Annotated in this window: 14 protein-coding genes; 6 read left to right on the top strand and 8 right to left on the bottom strand. The window is 71.2% G+C overall.

Annotation, left to right across the window (positions count from 1 at the left end):
- Positions 1 to 59: 59 nt before the first annotated feature.
- Together NBY65_RS14900 and NBY65_RS14895 are read left to right on the top strand one after the other, a co-directional pair.
- Complete coding sequence (locus NBY65_RS14900; protein ID WP_150041676.1) at positions 60 to 422, top strand: carboxymuconolactone decarboxylase family protein; 363 nt, start codon at positions 60 to 62, stop codon at positions 420 to 422.
- Positions 423 to 441: 19 nt separating this feature from the next.
- Positions 442 to 624 carry a YgaP family membrane protein gene (locus tag NBY65_RS14895; RefSeq protein ID WP_150041675.1) on the top strand — a complete coding sequence of 61 codons (183 nt, stop codon included), beginning with the start codon at positions 442 to 444 and terminating at the stop codon, positions 622 to 624.
- 158 nt (positions 625 to 782) lie between these two features.
- Here the strand turns inward: NBY65_RS14895 and NBY65_RS14890 are convergent, their stop codons facing one another.
- The 4 genes from NBY65_RS14890 to NBY65_RS14875 all read right to left on the bottom strand — a co-directional run bounded on the left by NBY65_RS14890 (position 783) and on the right by NBY65_RS14875 (position 4200).
- Complete coding sequence (locus NBY65_RS14890; protein ID WP_150041674.1) at positions 783 to 1529, bottom strand: ABC transporter ATP-binding protein; 747 nt, start codon at positions 1527 to 1529, stop codon at positions 783 to 785.
- The gene (locus tag NBY65_RS14885) at positions 1526 to 2614 is read right to left on the bottom strand and encodes a FecCD family ABC transporter permease (RefSeq protein ID WP_239002843.1); all 1089 of its coding nucleotides are present in this window, start codon (positions 2612 to 2614) and stop codon (positions 1526 to 1528) included. The genes NBY65_RS14890 and NBY65_RS14885 overlap by 4 nt, the downstream gene beginning before the upstream one ends.
- Positions 2611 to 3750 (bottom strand): ABC transporter substrate-binding protein, encoded by a 1140-nt coding sequence (locus NBY65_RS14880; RefSeq protein ID WP_150041673.1) that lies wholly within the window; start codon positions 3748 to 3750, stop codon positions 2611 to 2613. Before NBY65_RS14880 ends, NBY65_RS14885 begins: the two co-directional genes overlap by 4 nt.
- Positions 3751 to 3819: 69 nt before the next feature.
- Positions 3820 to 4200, bottom strand: a complete 381-nt coding sequence (locus tag NBY65_RS14875; RefSeq protein WP_162530618.1) for a hypothetical protein — start codon at positions 4198 to 4200, stop codon at positions 3820 to 3822.
- Positions 4201 to 4302: 102 nt separating this feature from the next.
- On the opposite strand from NBY65_RS14875, the gene NBY65_RS14870 reads away from it, so the two are divergent.
- A complete protein-coding gene (locus NBY65_RS14870) occupies positions 4303 to 4938 on the top strand; it encodes a DUF4328 domain-containing protein (protein ID WP_162530617.1) in 636 nt (211 codons plus the stop codon).
- A 38-nt stretch (positions 4939 to 4976) separates the two neighbouring features.
- Here the strand turns inward: NBY65_RS14870 and NBY65_RS14865 are convergent, their stop codons facing one another.
- Together NBY65_RS14865 and NBY65_RS14860 are read right to left on the bottom strand one after the other, a co-directional pair.
- A complete protein-coding gene (locus NBY65_RS14865; RefSeq protein WP_150041671.1) occupies positions 4977 to 5222 on the bottom strand; it encodes a hypothetical protein in 246 nt (81 codons plus the stop codon).
- A gap of 239 nt (positions 5223 to 5461) precedes the next feature.
- Complete coding sequence (locus NBY65_RS14860; protein ID WP_150041670.1) at positions 5462 to 6406, bottom strand: calcium-binding protein; 945 nt, start codon at positions 6404 to 6406, stop codon at positions 5462 to 5464.
- Positions 6407 to 6808: 402 nt separating this feature from the next.
- Between NBY65_RS14860 and NBY65_RS14855 the strand changes: the two genes are divergently transcribed.
- Complete coding sequence (locus NBY65_RS14855; RefSeq protein ID WP_150041669.1) at positions 6809 to 8839, top strand: methyl-accepting chemotaxis protein; 2031 nt, start codon at positions 6809 to 6811, stop codon at positions 8837 to 8839.
- Between the two features lie 73 nt (positions 8840 to 8912).
- On the opposite strand, the gene menD is transcribed toward NBY65_RS14855, so the two are convergent.
- On the bottom strand, positions 8913 to 10652 hold the full coding sequence (gene menD, locus NBY65_RS14850) for a 2-succinyl-5-enolpyruvyl-6-hydroxy-3-cyclohexene-1-carboxylic-acid synthase (RefSeq protein ID WP_150041668.1): 1740 nt from the start codon (positions 10650 to 10652) through the stop codon (positions 8913 to 8915).
- 490 nt (positions 10653 to 11142) lie between these two features.
- Here menD and NBY65_RS14845 point away from each other — a divergent pair, with 490 nt between their 5' ends.
- Positions 11143 to 12027: a hypothetical protein gene (locus tag NBY65_RS14845; RefSeq protein WP_150041667.1), complete on the top strand. Its 885-nt coding sequence runs from the start codon at positions 11143 to 11145 to the stop codon at positions 12025 to 12027.
- 16 nt (positions 12028 to 12043) lie between these two features.
- On the opposite strand, the gene NBY65_RS14840 is transcribed toward NBY65_RS14845, so the two are convergent.
- On the bottom strand, positions 12044 to 12676 hold the full coding sequence (locus tag NBY65_RS14840; RefSeq protein ID WP_239002842.1) for an SOUL family heme-binding protein: 633 nt from the start codon (positions 12674 to 12676) through the stop codon (positions 12044 to 12046).
- Between the two features lie 152 nt (positions 12677 to 12828).
- Here NBY65_RS14840 and NBY65_RS14835 point away from each other — a divergent pair, with 152 nt between their 5' ends.
- Positions 12829 to 13542, top strand: coding sequence for an SDR family oxidoreductase (locus NBY65_RS14835; protein ID WP_150041666.1), 714 nt, complete (start codon positions 12829 to 12831; stop codon positions 13540 to 13542).
- Positions 13543 to 13908 lie beyond the last annotated feature (366 nt).

The raw sequence follows: 13908 nt of genomic DNA, 5'->3' as shown, positions 1-13908 counted from the left end.
GCCACTCCCGCCGGCGGCATGCCGCCGGCATCACCTCCTGCCTGGAAGGACGACCGACGATGCACGAGAACTGGCCCGAACTGGCGGCCGGGCTGTCGGCCCCGCTGCGCGAACTGCGCACCGGCGCCGCCGACGTGATGAAGGGCTTCTCCGCCCTCTCCCGCGCCGCGCTGGAAGCCAAGGCCCTCGACACGAAGACCAAGGAGCTGATCGCGCTTGGCATCGCCGTGGCAACCCGCTGCGACGCCTGTGTCGCCTTCCACGCCGAGGCGGCGGTGCGCCAGGGCGCGACCCGCGAGGAAGTGCTCGAAACCATGGGCATGGCCATCTACATGGGCGCAGGTCCCTCGGTGATGTACGCCGCCCAGGCCCTGGAAGCCTTCGACCAGTTCAAGGCTCGCGCCGCCGGCACGTCCGCCTGATCACACCGGAGATCCCACGATGAACCAGAATATCGGCACCACCGACCGCGTGATCCGCATCGTCGCCGGCCTCGCCCTGCTGGCCTTCGCGGCCCTGGGTACCGGCGACCTGCGCTGGCTCGGCCTGATCGGCATCGTGCCACTGGGCACCGCCCTGGTCCGGTGGTGCCCGCTCTACACGATGATCGGGCTGCGTACCTGACACCGCCGGGGCGCTGCCCCGGACCCGCCAGGAGGCTTCGCCTCCTGGACCTCCACCAAGGGCTTTGCCCTTGGAACCCATTCTTTGCCGCGCAGCGCTTATGGGATCCAAGGGCCTTGTGGCCCTTGGCAGGTCCAGGGCAGCGCCCTGGCCTTCCCTTAAGCCCTGAGCGGCAACACCACCGGGTGCCCATCCGACCCATGGTCGACGGCCACCCGCACGTTGAAAGCCTCCCCCAGCACGGCCGGCCGCGCGATGTCAGCGGGCCGCCCCGTCCCCACCAGCCGCCCGGCCTGCATCACCGCCACCCGGTCGGCGAAGCGCAGGGCGGCGTTGATGTCGTGCAGCACGACCAGGCTGGTGAGCCCGCGCCGGCGCGTGGCATCGCGCAGCAGTTGCAGCACCTGCAGCTGGTGGGCGATGTCGAGTGCGCTGGTCGGCTCGTCGAGCAGCAGCACCGCCGGGTCGCCTGCCAGCACCTGGGCCAGCAGCACGAGTTGGCGTTGCCCGCCCGAGAGCTGGCCGATGCGCCGCGTGGCGAAGGCGCCCGCGCCGACTTCCTCCAGCGCCGCCGCCGCACCGGCGAGGTCCGCGGGCGAGGGCCGCAGCGCCAGCGTGCGCAGCCGGCCCAGCAGCACGACCTCGAACCCGGTCAGTACCGGCCGGGCCGCGTTGTCCTGCGGCAGGTAGCCGATGCGCGTCACCGGGGGGCGCGTCGCCTCATCCCAGCGCAGCTCGCCCTGGCAGGGCAGCAGCCCGGCGAAGGCGCGCAGCAGCGTCGACTTGCCCGAGCCGTTGGCACCGAGGATGGCGAGCACCTCGCCGGGGGCCGCCTCCAGGTCAACCCCGTCCACCGCCCGCCTGGTGCCGTAGCGCACCGACAGGCCGCTTGCCCGCAGCCTCATGCCCGTCGCTCCCGCGCCAGCACCAGCCAGGCGAAGAACGGCACGCCGATCAGCGCGGTGACGATGCCGATCGGGAACACCGTGCCGGGCAGGATCAGCTTGCTGGCCACCGACGCCGCCGAGAGCAGCAGCGCCCCGAAAGCAGCCGAGGCCGGCAGCATGTGGCGCTGGTCCTCGCCCACCAGCATGCGGGCGACATGCGGCGCCACCAGCCCGATGAAGCCGATGGTGCCGACGAAGGCCACCGCCGCGCCGGTGAGCAGCGACACCGCGGTGAAGGCGCGCAGCCGCAGCCCGTCCACCCCCACCCCGAGTGCCCGCGCCCGCTCGTCGCCGAATTGCAGCGCGGTCAGCCGCCAGGCGTCGCGCAGCAGCAGCGGCAGCACCAAAGCGAGCACCAGCGTCACCACCCCGACCTTGCCCAGGCTGGCCCGCTGCAGGCTGCCGAACAGCCAGAACACGATCTGCTGCAGCGCCTCGGGCGAGGCGAGGAACTGCAGCAGCGACAGCAGCGCCTGGAACAGGAACAGGCAGGCGATGCCGGCCAGCACCAGCAGCTCCGGCGTCGCCCCGCGCAGCCGGCCGACGCCCCCCACCATGGCGCAGGCCAGAGCGGCGAAACCGAAGGCGGCGAGCGGAATGGCCCAGGCTTCGGGCAGTGGCAGCGCCGCCCCGGCCAGGATCGCCAGCGCCGCCCCGAACCCCGCCCCGGCCGAGATGCCCAGCGTGTAGCTGCTGGCCAGCGGATTGTTCAGGATGGTCTGCATCACCGCCCCGGACAGGCCGAGCGCGGCGCCGACCACCATCGCCATCAACGCCACCGGCAGGCGCAGCGTGTGGACGATGGCGTTGACCAGGGGATCGTCGCCCTGCCCGGCCAGCGCCGCCAGCACCGCCGGCAGCTTCAGCATGGCCGGCCCGGTGGCGAGGTCGAGGGCGAAGCTGATCCCAAGCCCGGCCAGCGCAACCAGCGTCACCGCCGCCCGCCTGGCATTGGCGGCCCGCCATGCCGCGATCGCGGGGCCGGTTGCGGCCGGCAGGGGCTCCATCGCCCAGGCCGGCCGGATGGCACAGCGCGGGTTCATGCCCCCACCGGCGCCAGTCGCGCCATCCAGGTGCCCTCGAAGCGGACGGGCAGGTATTGCGCGTGGTAGCGGCGCAGCTCCTCCACCGGGTCGATATCGGTGAACCGGTCTGGGAAGATCGCCTTGGCGATGTACTGCATCGCCGTGTAGTCGTACAGCGCCCGGCACAACCCGTGCTCGATGGCATGCAGCTCCCCGGTGCGGATCGCCGTCAGCTCCGCCCAGCCCTGGCGACGCGCGTAGGGGGCGAGGCGGGCGCGGGTGGTGGCGATGTCGGCATCGAACCCGGTGGGCACCGCGTTGGGGCGCCCGACCCAGGAGGAGCCCCCGATGAAGATCGCCTCCGGATCGGCGGTCAGCACGTATTCCGGATTGAGCGGCCCCCAGGCCTTGGGAATGCGTCCGGCGGCGATGTTGTCCGCGCCCACCATGTCGAAGATGCGGCCCCACATTCCCTGCCAGTAGGTGTTGCCGACCACGCCGGCCCCACCCTGGCTGAGTTCCAGGTAGACCCGCGGACGGTGCGGGGCGCCGGCAATGCGGCGGCCGATGTCGGCGACCCGGTCGAGATACATCGCGGCAAGGGCACGGCCACGCTCCTCGCTGCCGGCAACGATGCCGAGCGCGATGGTGCTGGCGGCGTGCCGCGCCGGTTCCTGCGCGTTGTAGTCGATGACCATGACCGGGATGCCGAGCGCCTCCAGTTGCGCCACCTGCTCCCCGAGCACCCCGTACGACCATGCGGGGAGGATCACCAGGTCGGGCCGCAGCGACAGCACGCGTTCCAGGCTGAAGCTGTTGTCGTCGGTGTTGCCGACATCGGCGAGCGTATCGAGCCGGGGGATCACCGCCCGGTAGCGACTGAAGCTGGCGGGGCGCCAGCCGGCCCAGAGCGCCCGCCCGAAGCCGACGACGCGGTCCCAGCCGGCGGGGCCGGCGATGGCGGTGAATTCCTCGTAGTTGAAGCCGAGCACGATGCGCCCGGCAGGAGCGGACAGGCGCACCTGCCGCCCGATCGCGTCGGTGATCGGCGGCAGGGCGGCACGGGCGCGTCCGGGCAGGGCGGCGGCCAGCGGCAGGATAAGCGGCAAGGCAAGGGTGGCGCGGCGCGGCAGGCGCGCGACGGGAGCAGGCATGGGATGACCCCTCGGGGCTTGAGTCCGATCTGAACGAACAGGAACGCGTGGCCGGTGGCCGCGCGTGGTTCAGAGGGAAACGGGAGGGCCGCGCGGCGGCGGCACCGGCAGCCGCGGCGCCGGGGGCGCCTGCGCCGGGGGCGGCAGGCCGGCGAGCCGGAACCAGCACGGCAGGCGCACCGGCAGCATCGTGGCCACCACCGGCAGCGCCGGCGGTGCGGTCAGGCCCAGGCAGGACGGGCAGAGGGCGCAGTCATGCGCGGGCGGGGGCTGCGCCGGCGCGGCGGGCGCCCCATCCGCCGCCGGCACATGGCAGATCGCGGCCGGGTCGCTGAACGGATCCCCCGCCCAGGCCGGCGGCGGACGCGGCAGGCTGCCGGCAAGACCCTGGACGAGGCAGAGCAGGATGGCCAGCACCGCCACCGCCCAGACGGGCCGGCGCGCAGGCACCCCACGGCCGGATGCCGGCGGGGCCGGAAAACCGCTTGCCCTTGTTACGATCACGACGGAGCATGCGTGCCCCACGGAAAAGCCAGGGACTGCCGACGCGCGATGCCTCGCCACAGTCATGACCGGTTCCACGATCTCGGCGGCCTGACGAAATGGACGGGCCGCCTGCTCCAGCTCGCCATCGCCGTCTGCACCGTGGCGGTGGTCTGGAACGTGACCACGACCATCCAGTTGCTGCGCCTCGGCCCGGCCGCCGAGGAAGATGCCGCCAGCCTGACGCCGCTGCGCCTCGGCACCGGGCTGGCGACGGGCATCCTGCTGCTGGCCTGGACCTGGTCGGCCAACCGCAACGCCCATGGCCTCGGCGCGGCGGGGCTGCGCTTCACCCCGGGCTGGTCGGCCGGGTGGTATGTCGTGCCGCTCGCCAATCTGTGGAAACCGCTGCAAGTGCTGCGGGAAATCTGGCAGGCCAGCAGCGATCCGCGCCACTGGAAAGGCGAAGCGGTGCCGACCGCGATCACCTGGTGGTGGCGGCTGGTGCTGAGCGCCGCCGCGCTTGCGGCCTTGGCCACGCTCGGGCCGGCCCCGGAGGACGTCGCCGGCCTGGTCAGCAGCCATCTGCTGATCATCCTCACCGACATCGCCACGATCGTCGCCGCGGGATTGCTGCGGGTGATCATCACCGATATCGGCCGCATGCAGGCCTCGCACGCCGAACGGCAGGGACTGATCGCCTGACGCCGGGCGGCGACGGCAGCCGCCGTCCCGGCCACCGGTCAGGCAGGCTCCTTCTCCCGTGCCGCCTCCTGCAGCCTGGCCTGCGGCCGCGGCAGCAGGCAATCCGGCAGCGCGCGCGGGGCGGCCAGGACCGGCTCGGGCGCGGGCGGAGTGACCGGGGCGGGAGGCGGCGGCCCGCGACGGTCGGGATCATCGCGCGTGGCGCCCATCGGGCGCAGGCACAGCCAGATCGGCACGCCGAACGTGATCGCGAACTCCAGTGCGACGATCGTGCCCGGGCTCATGCAATTCCCCCTGATGCTGTTGCGCATTCTGGCATCAGCATCGCCGAGCGGCGGAGTGGGCGCAAGCATTCCGGCAAGGCGCCGATGCCACGACACGCCGGGGAGCTTCCCGCGCGTACCAGCCGGCCGAAGGATTGACCCATTCGGGTGCGGGCGGCCGGCTGGCATGTCTCTGGTGCCGCGCGCGGCCGCCCCACCATCCCCGCGCGCAGACCTGTCAGCCCTGCGGGCTGCCGGCATCAGAGCACGACGTCGGCAACAGCCAGGCGATCGAGGCCGACCAGCACGATAGTCTGGTCCGCAATGCCATCGGGCCGGGTGGTCCCGAAGCCGGCGTCGAGCTGGACATAGACGTCGCCCTCACGCACGTCGTAGCGCATTTCCGGGCGCCCGCTGCCGCTGAAAGGGGCGGTGCCGAGGAACGTGAAGACGTGAGTGGTGGGGACCATCACGACCGCGCCGGGCGGGTCGACATAGGAAGTGAAATAGGCAGCATTGAGCCGCTCGAGGTCGAGCACGTCCTGCCCGGGGGTGAAATCCATCACCACGTCGGTCATGCCATCGAGCAGGTAGTCCGGACCGCCATTGCCGCTCCAGCCGAACAGGAAGGTGTCGGACCCGCTGTCGCCCCAGAGCGTGTCGGAGCCGGTGCCGCCATCGAGCGTGTCCCGGCCCGGACCGCCATGCAGCCGGTCATCGTCGGTGCCGCCCTCGATGAAATCGTCCCCGGCGTCGCCCCAGAGCACGTCACGGTCCTCGACCCCCTGGAAGCGGAACTCGGTCGGCCCGCCGGTGATGCGGTCATTACCCGTGCCGCCGCGAATGGTGTCGTCGCCGAAGAACCCGTCCAGAGTATCCTGGCCGTCATCGCCCGCCATGACGTCGTTGCCGCCGTCGCCCCAGATGGAATCGTTGCCCCTGCCCCCGGATCCGGTGTCGTTGCCGGCCCCCTCGGCGACCGGCCATTGCGGCCCGTCAAGATAGAGGGAGTCGTTGCCATCACCGCCCACCACCTGGTCGGTGCCGCTGCCCGCGGCGATGGTGTCGTTGCCCCCTGCCCCGTCGAGCAGGTCGTCGCCGGCCAGGCCGTAGAGGCGGTCATCGCCGCCAAGGCCCAGGATCCGGTCGGCCGTGTTGCTGCCGGTGAGGGTGTCGCCCCGAGGCGTGCCGATGATGAACGCCATGCCGTCTTCCCCCGTGCAGTTTCCGGTCAAAAAGCCCGGCCAAGTGCAAATCCCACTGCATTAAATACTAGCACGGCTTCAGTATAATCCGCGACTTCACTTACCCATGATCCACCCGCGGGTCACGTCGCGACGCTCCGTTCCGCCCGTCGCGGCGCAACCCCCCCCGCCGCTCATTCGGGATTAACCGGCCCGTGCTGTGGTCGCGCCGTCCGGATGCCCCCGTAACGGCCAAGCAAACGCATGAACATCCTGCGTCGCCAACCGGCACGGAACCAGCAGGCCGGCAGGAAAACGGGCGTCGCTTCGATACAGGAACATTCCCCAATGCCCTGAAGCGCGCCATCTGAATACGGGAGATTGCGTATGTCCATCCGAACATTGGGGCTGGCATTTGCAGCGATGCTATCCGGCATCGTCGTGCTGATGGCCGGCCTGCAACTACGGGATCGCTGGGATTCCTACGACCGGGCCCGCCTGACCTATGCCGCCGAGGCGACGCTGGCCGCCGCCTTCGGGGCCAGCGGCAACCTGACCATCGAGCGCGGGCCGGTGAACCGCGCCCTGCTCGGCGCCGCCCCGGCGGGCGCTGACATGCTGCGGGAATACACCGCCAACCGGGATGCCTCGGATGCGGAGCTCTCGCGGCTGGAGCTCCTCACCCGCGACCTGCCGGAGCTGCACGGCCAGGTGCAGGCGGTCCGCACCCGCATCCAGGCGGCGCGGGCCAGCGCCGAAAGCCAGTGGGCCCAGCCGAAGCCGGCGCGCCCCGCCACCATCGCCACCACCATCATGGATGAATACGGCGTCGCGATCGCCGGGCTGAACCGGCTGATCCAGGAACGCCTGAACGAGACGATGCGGCTCAGCCCGGAAGCCGGCAGCCTGCTCGACATCGCCGAGAAGGGCTGGGAAATCCGGCAGGCGGCGAGCATCACCTCGCTGCTGCTGTCGGACCTGCTCTCCGCCGGGCGCGCGGCCACGCAGGACGAACGCGACCGCATCAACCACACCACCGGCCGCATCGACCAGCTCTGGGCCGAGATCCTCGACCGCAGCGACGACCCGGCCATCCCGGCCACGACCCGCAACGGGATCGGGTTCGCGCGCGACCGTTACTTCGGCGCCAATAGCGGGCTGCGCAACGAGCTGGTCGCCGCCGCCTTCGCCGGCACGCCCTATCCGGTCGGCGTCGATGCCTGGCGCAAATCCGCGGTCGAGGCCAATGCCTCGCTGATGCGCATCCGCGACGCCGCCCTCGTCGACGGCCAGGCGGCGGTGGAGGAGATCCGCGCCACCGGCCTGCAGGGGACGATCGTGACGGCCGCGGCCATCCTGGTGGTGCTGGGGCTGACCGCGCTCGCCATGGTCCTGTTCATGCGGCGCGTGCTGACCCCGATCGTCCGCCTCTCCACCGTGATGTCCGAGCTCGCGGCCGGCGCGGACCGCGACATCCCCTATGGCGACCGCGGCGACGAGGTGGGCCGGATGGCCGGGGCGCTGTCCGTCTTCAAGGAACACACCCAGCGCGTGGCGCGGCTGACCGAGGAACAGAAGCAGGCGGAAGCGCGCGAACTCGCCGAGCGCCGCGCCATGCTGCTGCGCATGGCCGACGACCTGGAAACCGACATCAGGCAGGTGGTCGGCGCGGTGGGCACCGCCGCCGGGCGCATGCAGGACACCGCCCACGCCATGGCCGGGATGGCGGGCCAGACCAGCACCGAGGCTTCGGCCATGGCCTCCGCCTCGTCGGACACCACCGCCAACGTGCAGTCGGTCGCCGCCGCCACCGAGGAGATGTCCAACTCCATCCAGGAGATCAACCGGCAGATCGCCGCCTCGACGCAGGTGGCCGCGGAAGCGGTCGAGCAGGCGAACGGCGCGGTCAGCCAGGTGCACGGCCTGACCTCGGCGGCCGGCAAGATCGGCGAGGTGGTCGCGCTGATCAGCGACATCGCCAGCAAGACCAACGTGCTCGCGCTCAACGCCACCATCGAGGCGGCCCGCGCGGGGCAGGCCGGCAAGGGATTCAGCGTGGTCGCGGCGGAAGTGAAGACGCTGGCCACCCAGACCGGCAACGCCACCGCCGAGATCGTCTCGCAGATCAACCTGATGCAGCGGGCGACGCAGGACACCGCCAGCGTCATCGGCAACGTCGCCGGCACGATCGAGCGGATGAATCAGATCGCCACCACGATCGCCGCCGCGATGACCGAGCAGGGCATGGCGACGCAGGAAATCGCCGGTAACACCCAGCGCGCCGCCGAAAGCACCACCGAAATCGGCCGGATCATCGCCCGGGTCGATAAGGCGGCGCAGCAGAGTTCGGAGGCATCTTCCCAGGTCGCCGCCATGGCCGGCGAGGTGCGCACCCAGACCGGCGCGCTCGGCAGCAAGGTGGACGGGTTTCTCACCCGCCTGCGGACGGCCTGACCGGTTGCGGCGGGGAATGGACGGGACCGGCCGGAGCACGGCCGCCCGTCCACCTCCTCAGCGACACCGGCCGTCAGGCCGGCGCGAGTGCCTCCAGTTCGGCCCCTTCCCCGTCCTGCGCCACCAGGGCGGTGAACATCCGGTGCCGGGCCACGCTGGCGGCACGATCGACCACCGCCTCGATCAGATGCGGCCCCGGCGTCGCGCGGGTCCGGCGCAGCGCGGTGGCAAAGGCGGTCTCTTCGGTGGCGACATGGTGCGTCCATCCGAACGCCGCGGCGAGGGCGGCGATGTCGAGCCCGGGGGCGGCCAGGAAATCGGCGAATTCGGCAATCCCGGCCACTGCCTGGTACTCGAAGATGGCGCCACCGCCGTTGTTGACGACGACCAGCGTGACATCGCGCCCCCTGGCCAGTTGCAGCGCGCCGACATCGTGGCTGAACGCCAGGTCGCCGATGATCCCGACCGTCCGGCCGCACGACGCCTCGGCGAGGCCGGCGAGGAAGGCGACGCCGCCATCGATGCCGTTGCTGCCCCGGTTCGCGATCAGCCGGATCCAGTCGGGCGCGGTGCCGGAAAACGCATCGAAATCGCGAATGGGGGTGCTGTTGCCGACCAGCAGCGTGTCACCGTCGCCGAGGCTCGCCAGCAGGCGGCGGATGATATGTGCCTCCCAGAACGGGCCGGGCCGGTCGCACAGCCCGTGCAGGATGCGGGCGGCGCGGCGGTCTTCCGCCTGGAAGGTCGCGAGCCATGACACGGGCGCCGGCCGTGCCGCCTTGCGCAACTGGCGGCAGACGAGCGCCGGGGTGGCGCGCAGGATCCGCGTCGTCCTGGCCTGCGCCAGCGGATCCGGCCAGAGCTCGGTTTCCTCGACGATGATGTGCTCGCGCGCGCCGCTGCCATCGAGCCAGGACAGCACCGTCTCCGAGGTCGGTGTGCCGCCGAAGCGCAGGATCCACGCCGGCGCGGCATCCCCCGGCGGGCAGCGGCGCAGCACCGCGTCGGCATGCGTGATCAGGGCGCTGCGGTCATGGCCGCCGAAGCGCAGGCCGGAGCAGGAATCGGCCAGCACCGGGCAGTTGAGGTGCGCCGCCAGCTCGCTGATCGCCGCGGCGGTCTCGTGGCCGAGTTCGCGCGGGCCGCAGACGATCACCCCGGGGCCGGCGGAGATGATCCGCGCCAGGGACCGCGCGTCGTCCGGCTGCGGCATCCGCACCGGCATCTGCACCCAGGGCGGGGCCGGCAGCTCCGGGCCCTGCCGGCCCGCCGGCACCAGCGGCGGGCGGAAGCTCAGGTTCAGGTGCACCGGCCCCGGCGTCGGCCAGAGCGACGCCTCGACCAGCTTGCCGACCAGCGAGGGCAGCAGCGCGATGGTCTCGTCGGGCAGCCGCAGGTCGTGCGAGGCGCGCACATGCGAGGCATAGATCCGGTCCTGGTCCATCGCCTGCGCCACCGCCCGGAACTGGCTTTCGGGCGGCTTGTCGCAGGTCAGCACGATCAGCGGGACCATCCCGAGATTCGCCTCGATGATCGCCGGATAGAACTGCCCGACCGCGGAGCCGGAAGTGCAGACCAGGATCACCGGCGCCCGCGCCCCGCGCGCAAGGCCGAGCGCCTTGAACGCCGCGCTGCGCTCGTCCACGACGACCGAGCAGCGCAGCGCCTGGTTGCGCCGGCAGGCCAGCGCGACCGGCACCATCTGGGCCCCCGGCGACATCACCGCATGACGCACCCCGGCCGAGACGAGGGCGTCGACAATGGCACAGGCCCAGAGGAAATTGGACTCCGCGTGCCGGCGCAGATCGGGCATATTTCAGGTCTCCAGCCAGGATCATGGCAACCGCTTGACGCCGGTGCCCGTCCCGGCACGGGGATGCAGACGGCACGGCGACACGGGGCGGACCGGGTCACGCGGGAAAAGCCACGAGCCCCCCCCTTTCGAAAACCGTCCGCCGTTCCGCTCGCGCGCCCCCTCACCGATCCGGTCCTGCGGGCCCCGCCGCACGCCTTCAGCAGGTGAAGGCCGCCCCGCCATAAGACGCCGCGCACATTAACAGCCCGTTGAGGAAACCCCGCCGGCCGGCGTGACGGCCGCCCATGTCACCGCGGCCGTTATTGGTCCCGCCGCAGAACTTCCGTGCATATTTCTGTGATGAAGGTCAAATCAATCCCGACGTATATCCAATAATGTTATGTTGCTGGCGTTCTTGTTCGAATCGTTTTGGAAATCCAGGAGTCATGCTGCAATGGCTTACATATTTACTGACATTGCGATTCCGGGGGCCAGCAGCACTTTGCCAATGGGGCTGAACGACAGCGGCCAGATCGTCGGCTCGTACGTCGACAGGTCCGGACACAAGCACGGATTCCTCAGGACCGGGCGCAACGTCACCACCATCGACGCACCGGGCGCTACCGCCACCAGTGCCTCCGGCATCAACAACCAGGGCCAGATCGTCGGCAGCTATCTGGACCGGCTGGGACACGAGCACGGGTTCCTCGACAACAACGGCCGCTTCACCACGCTCGATGCCCCCGGCGCGGCCGCCACCCTGCCGGAGGACATCAACGATTCCGGCCAGATCGTGGGCAGCACCCGGACGGCGGGCGCGCACCTGATCCAGGCCAACGTCTTCCGCTACGGCCAGGGCCGCTTCACCACCATCCGCGTGCCCGGCTATCCGGATGGCCCGGCCGCCCCCATCGGCGGCACCTACCTGCACGCCAGCGGCATCGACAATGCCGGCGAGATCACCATCAGCGCCCACAACGCCCCCGGCTCGTTCAGCGGCGATGCCTTCCTCGCGCATCCCGGCGGCCGCTTCACCGACATCGTCCCGCCGGGCACCGACCTGCCGCCGACCGTGGAAGGCATCAACAACCGCGGCCAGGTCGTCGGCAATCTCTGGGTGACGGTGCCGCAGCCCAATGGCGAGGGCATCGGCCATAACCGCGTCTACCTGCTCGATCACGGCCGCTTCACCTCGCTGGAGGCGTCCGCCACGGCGAACACCTATGCGCAGGATCTCAACAACGCCGGGCTGGTGGTGGGAACCTACGAGGACGCCTCCGGCACCGAGCACGGCTTCCTCGCCACCCCCGCGCCGGCCCGCGTGAGCACGACGACGGTGCAGGGGGCCACCGCGCCGGGCTTCATCCGCCCCGCAACACCCGTGCCGGCCTGACGCGGAAACCGCCGCCTCAGCGTGGCAGCACCGGGACCACCACCTCGTTGCGCCGAAGGAACGGGATCGTCCAGGGCGGATCGTAGAACCAGACGACCGGCTTGCCCTCCGCCCGCCACGTCGTCGCCTCCAGCCGCCGCAGCAGCTCCGATTGCCGCCCGGCGATCGTCCCGGCGTCGCGCCAGCCGGTGAAGCGCAGCACCGCCACCGTCTGCTCGGGCACCTGCACCAGCAGCACCGCCGGGTCATCCGGCACCGGCAGCGTCTCCATGGTCCATTTCGCCGGCATGAAGAAGCGGATCACCCAGGCCCCGTCCGGGCGGCGGTCCTGCGCCACCGGCGCGGTCATGGCGATCGCCTCGCCGTGCCCCTGCGCCACCGGCGCCGTCATCTCGATCTTCACCTGCCGGCGATTGGCCCCGAAGATGTAGCGGGCCAGCCGGCGGAACCCGGTGTTGCGGGCCGCCATCTCGTCCTGCGCCACCACCGTCTCGGCGGCGATGCGCGGGCCGTAGCGGCGGATCTCCACCCCGTTGGCCAGCGCGAGCACGGTATAGCGCGGCTCCTCGGTGCCCTGGCGCACCCCGAGCACCGAGCAGCCGGCCAGCAACACCCCCGACGCCATCGCCGCCAGGCGCATCTGCGACATTGTCCCCTCCTCTCCTGCATCCCGCTTGACTGCGCAGATGGGACCGGGGTTGCGTCACAGAAAGAGAGATCATCACACGTGAAAGCAGCGCCGTCCCGGCGCATCGGCGGCGCGCCGGCGGCGTTGGCACGGCAGGCAGAAGGGAGACGCTCATGCCGGAGGATCGGACGGCCCTGGTCACCGGGGCGGCACGCGGCATCGGGGCGGCGGTCGCCGCCCGGCTCGCGCGCGAGGGCTGGCGCGTGGTGCTGGTCGACCGCGACCCCGCCGGCGCCGACCTCGCCGCCCGGCTCGGCGCCCGCTTCGAGCAGGCCGACATGGCCGACGAGGACGAGGTCATCCGCACCGTCGCTTCGGTGCGCACGCAGGAAGGCCGGTTGGACGCGCTGGTCAGCAATGCCGGCTTCGGCATCACCCGCAGCCTGTCCGAGCTGACGCTGACCGAGTGGAACACGGTGCTCGCCACCAACCTCACCGCCACCTTCCTGCTCGCCCGTGCCGCCGAGGACCTGCTGCGGGCGGCGCGCGGCGCCATCGTCACCATCGCCTCGACCCGCGCGCACATGTCCGAGCCGGACACCTTCCCCTACACCGCCTCGAAGGGCGGGCTGGTGGCGCTGACCCATGCGCTGGCGGTCAGCCTCGGGCCGGAGGTACGGGCCAATTGCATCAGCCCGGGCTGGATCCACACCCATGGCGGGACGTTGCGCCCCGCCGATCATGCGCAGCACCCGGCCGGGCGGGTCGGCACGCCCGAGGACATCGCCGCCCTGGTCGCCTTCCTGGTCGGCCCGGAGAGCGGCTTCGTCACCGGCGCCGAGTTCGTGGTCGACGGCGGCATGACCCGCCGGATGATCTATGTCTGAGTCTGACCGCAGGTAACACCGGCAGCCCGAAGGGCTGACCGGCCTGCGCGCGGCCCGGGTGAATACGGCCGCGCGCGAAAACAAGGAGATACCATCCCGGAACCATCGTGGCCCTGCCGGCCGCGGGGCATGGCATAGCTCATTTCGGTTGACGTGGGAATTCTTCCCACATATCTGGGGCGCATCCTCTCCGTTGTTTCGAGGCTGCCCCTGATGGCCGTTTTCCCCGCTCCGCGTGTCATGGTTCTGGTTTCCCCGGGCGAGGATTGCGCGCCGTTCCAGGCGCATGACATGGCCTCTCCCATGCCGATTGAAATCAGCATCGGCACCCCTTTGGGTCGACCGTTTCTTTATTGAAGCGAAGCG

This window comes from Rhodovastum atsumiense (assembly GCF_937425535.1).
GTDB classification, from domain to species: Bacteria; Pseudomonadota; Alphaproteobacteria; order Acetobacterales; family Acetobacteraceae; genus Rhodovastum; species Rhodovastum atsumiense.
The sequence above is the reverse complement of the archived record's forward strand: the minus strand, read 5'-3'. Positions and strand labels throughout refer to the sequence as shown.

Bases quoted from the DNA above. Each gene is read 5' to 3' on its own strand.
- NBY65_RS14900 (WP_150041676.1), top strand. From the start codon at position 60: ATGCACGAGAACTGGCCCGAACTGGCGGCCGGGCTGTCGGCCCCGCTG.
- NBY65_RS14895 (WP_150041675.1), top strand. From the start codon at position 442: ATGAACCAGAATATCGGCACCACCGACCGCGTGATCCGCATCGTCGCC.
- NBY65_RS14890 (WP_150041674.1), bottom strand. From the start codon at position 1,529: ATGAGGCTGCGGGCAAGCGGCCTGTCGGTGCGCTACGGCACCAGGCGG.
- NBY65_RS14885 (WP_239002843.1), bottom strand. From the start codon at position 2,614: ATGAACCCGCGCTGTGCCATCCGGCCGGCCTGGGCGATGGAGCCCCTG.
- NBY65_RS14880 (WP_150041673.1), bottom strand. From the start codon at position 3,750: ATGCCTGCTCCCGTCGCGCGCCTGCCGCGCCGCGCCACCCTTGCCTTG.
- NBY65_RS14870 (WP_162530617.1), top strand. From the start codon at position 4,303: ATGCCTCGCCACAGTCATGACCGGTTCCACGATCTCGGCGGCCTGACG.
- NBY65_RS14865 (WP_150041671.1), bottom strand. From the start codon at position 5,222: ATGAGCCCGGGCACGATCGTCGCACTGGAGTTCGCGATCACGTTCGGC.
- NBY65_RS14860 (WP_150041670.1), bottom strand. From the start codon at position 6,406: ATGGCGTTCATCATCGGCACGCCTCGGGGCGACACCCTCACCGGCAGC.
- NBY65_RS14855 (WP_150041669.1), top strand. From the start codon at position 6,809: ATGCTATCCGGCATCGTCGTGCTGATGGCCGGCCTGCAACTACGGGAT.
- menD (WP_150041668.1), bottom strand. From the start codon at position 10,652: ATGCCCGATCTGCGCCGGCACGCGGAGTCCAATTTCCTCTGGGCCTGT.
- NBY65_RS14845 (WP_150041667.1), top strand. From the start codon at position 11,143: ATGGGGCTGAACGACAGCGGCCAGATCGTCGGCTCGTACGTCGACAGG.
- NBY65_RS14840 (WP_239002842.1), bottom strand. From the start codon at position 12,676: ATGTCGCAGATGCGCCTGGCGGCGATGGCGTCGGGGGTGTTGCTGGCC.
- NBY65_RS14835 (WP_150041666.1), top strand. From the start codon at position 12,829: ATGCCGGAGGATCGGACGGCCCTGGTCACCGGGGCGGCACGCGGCATC.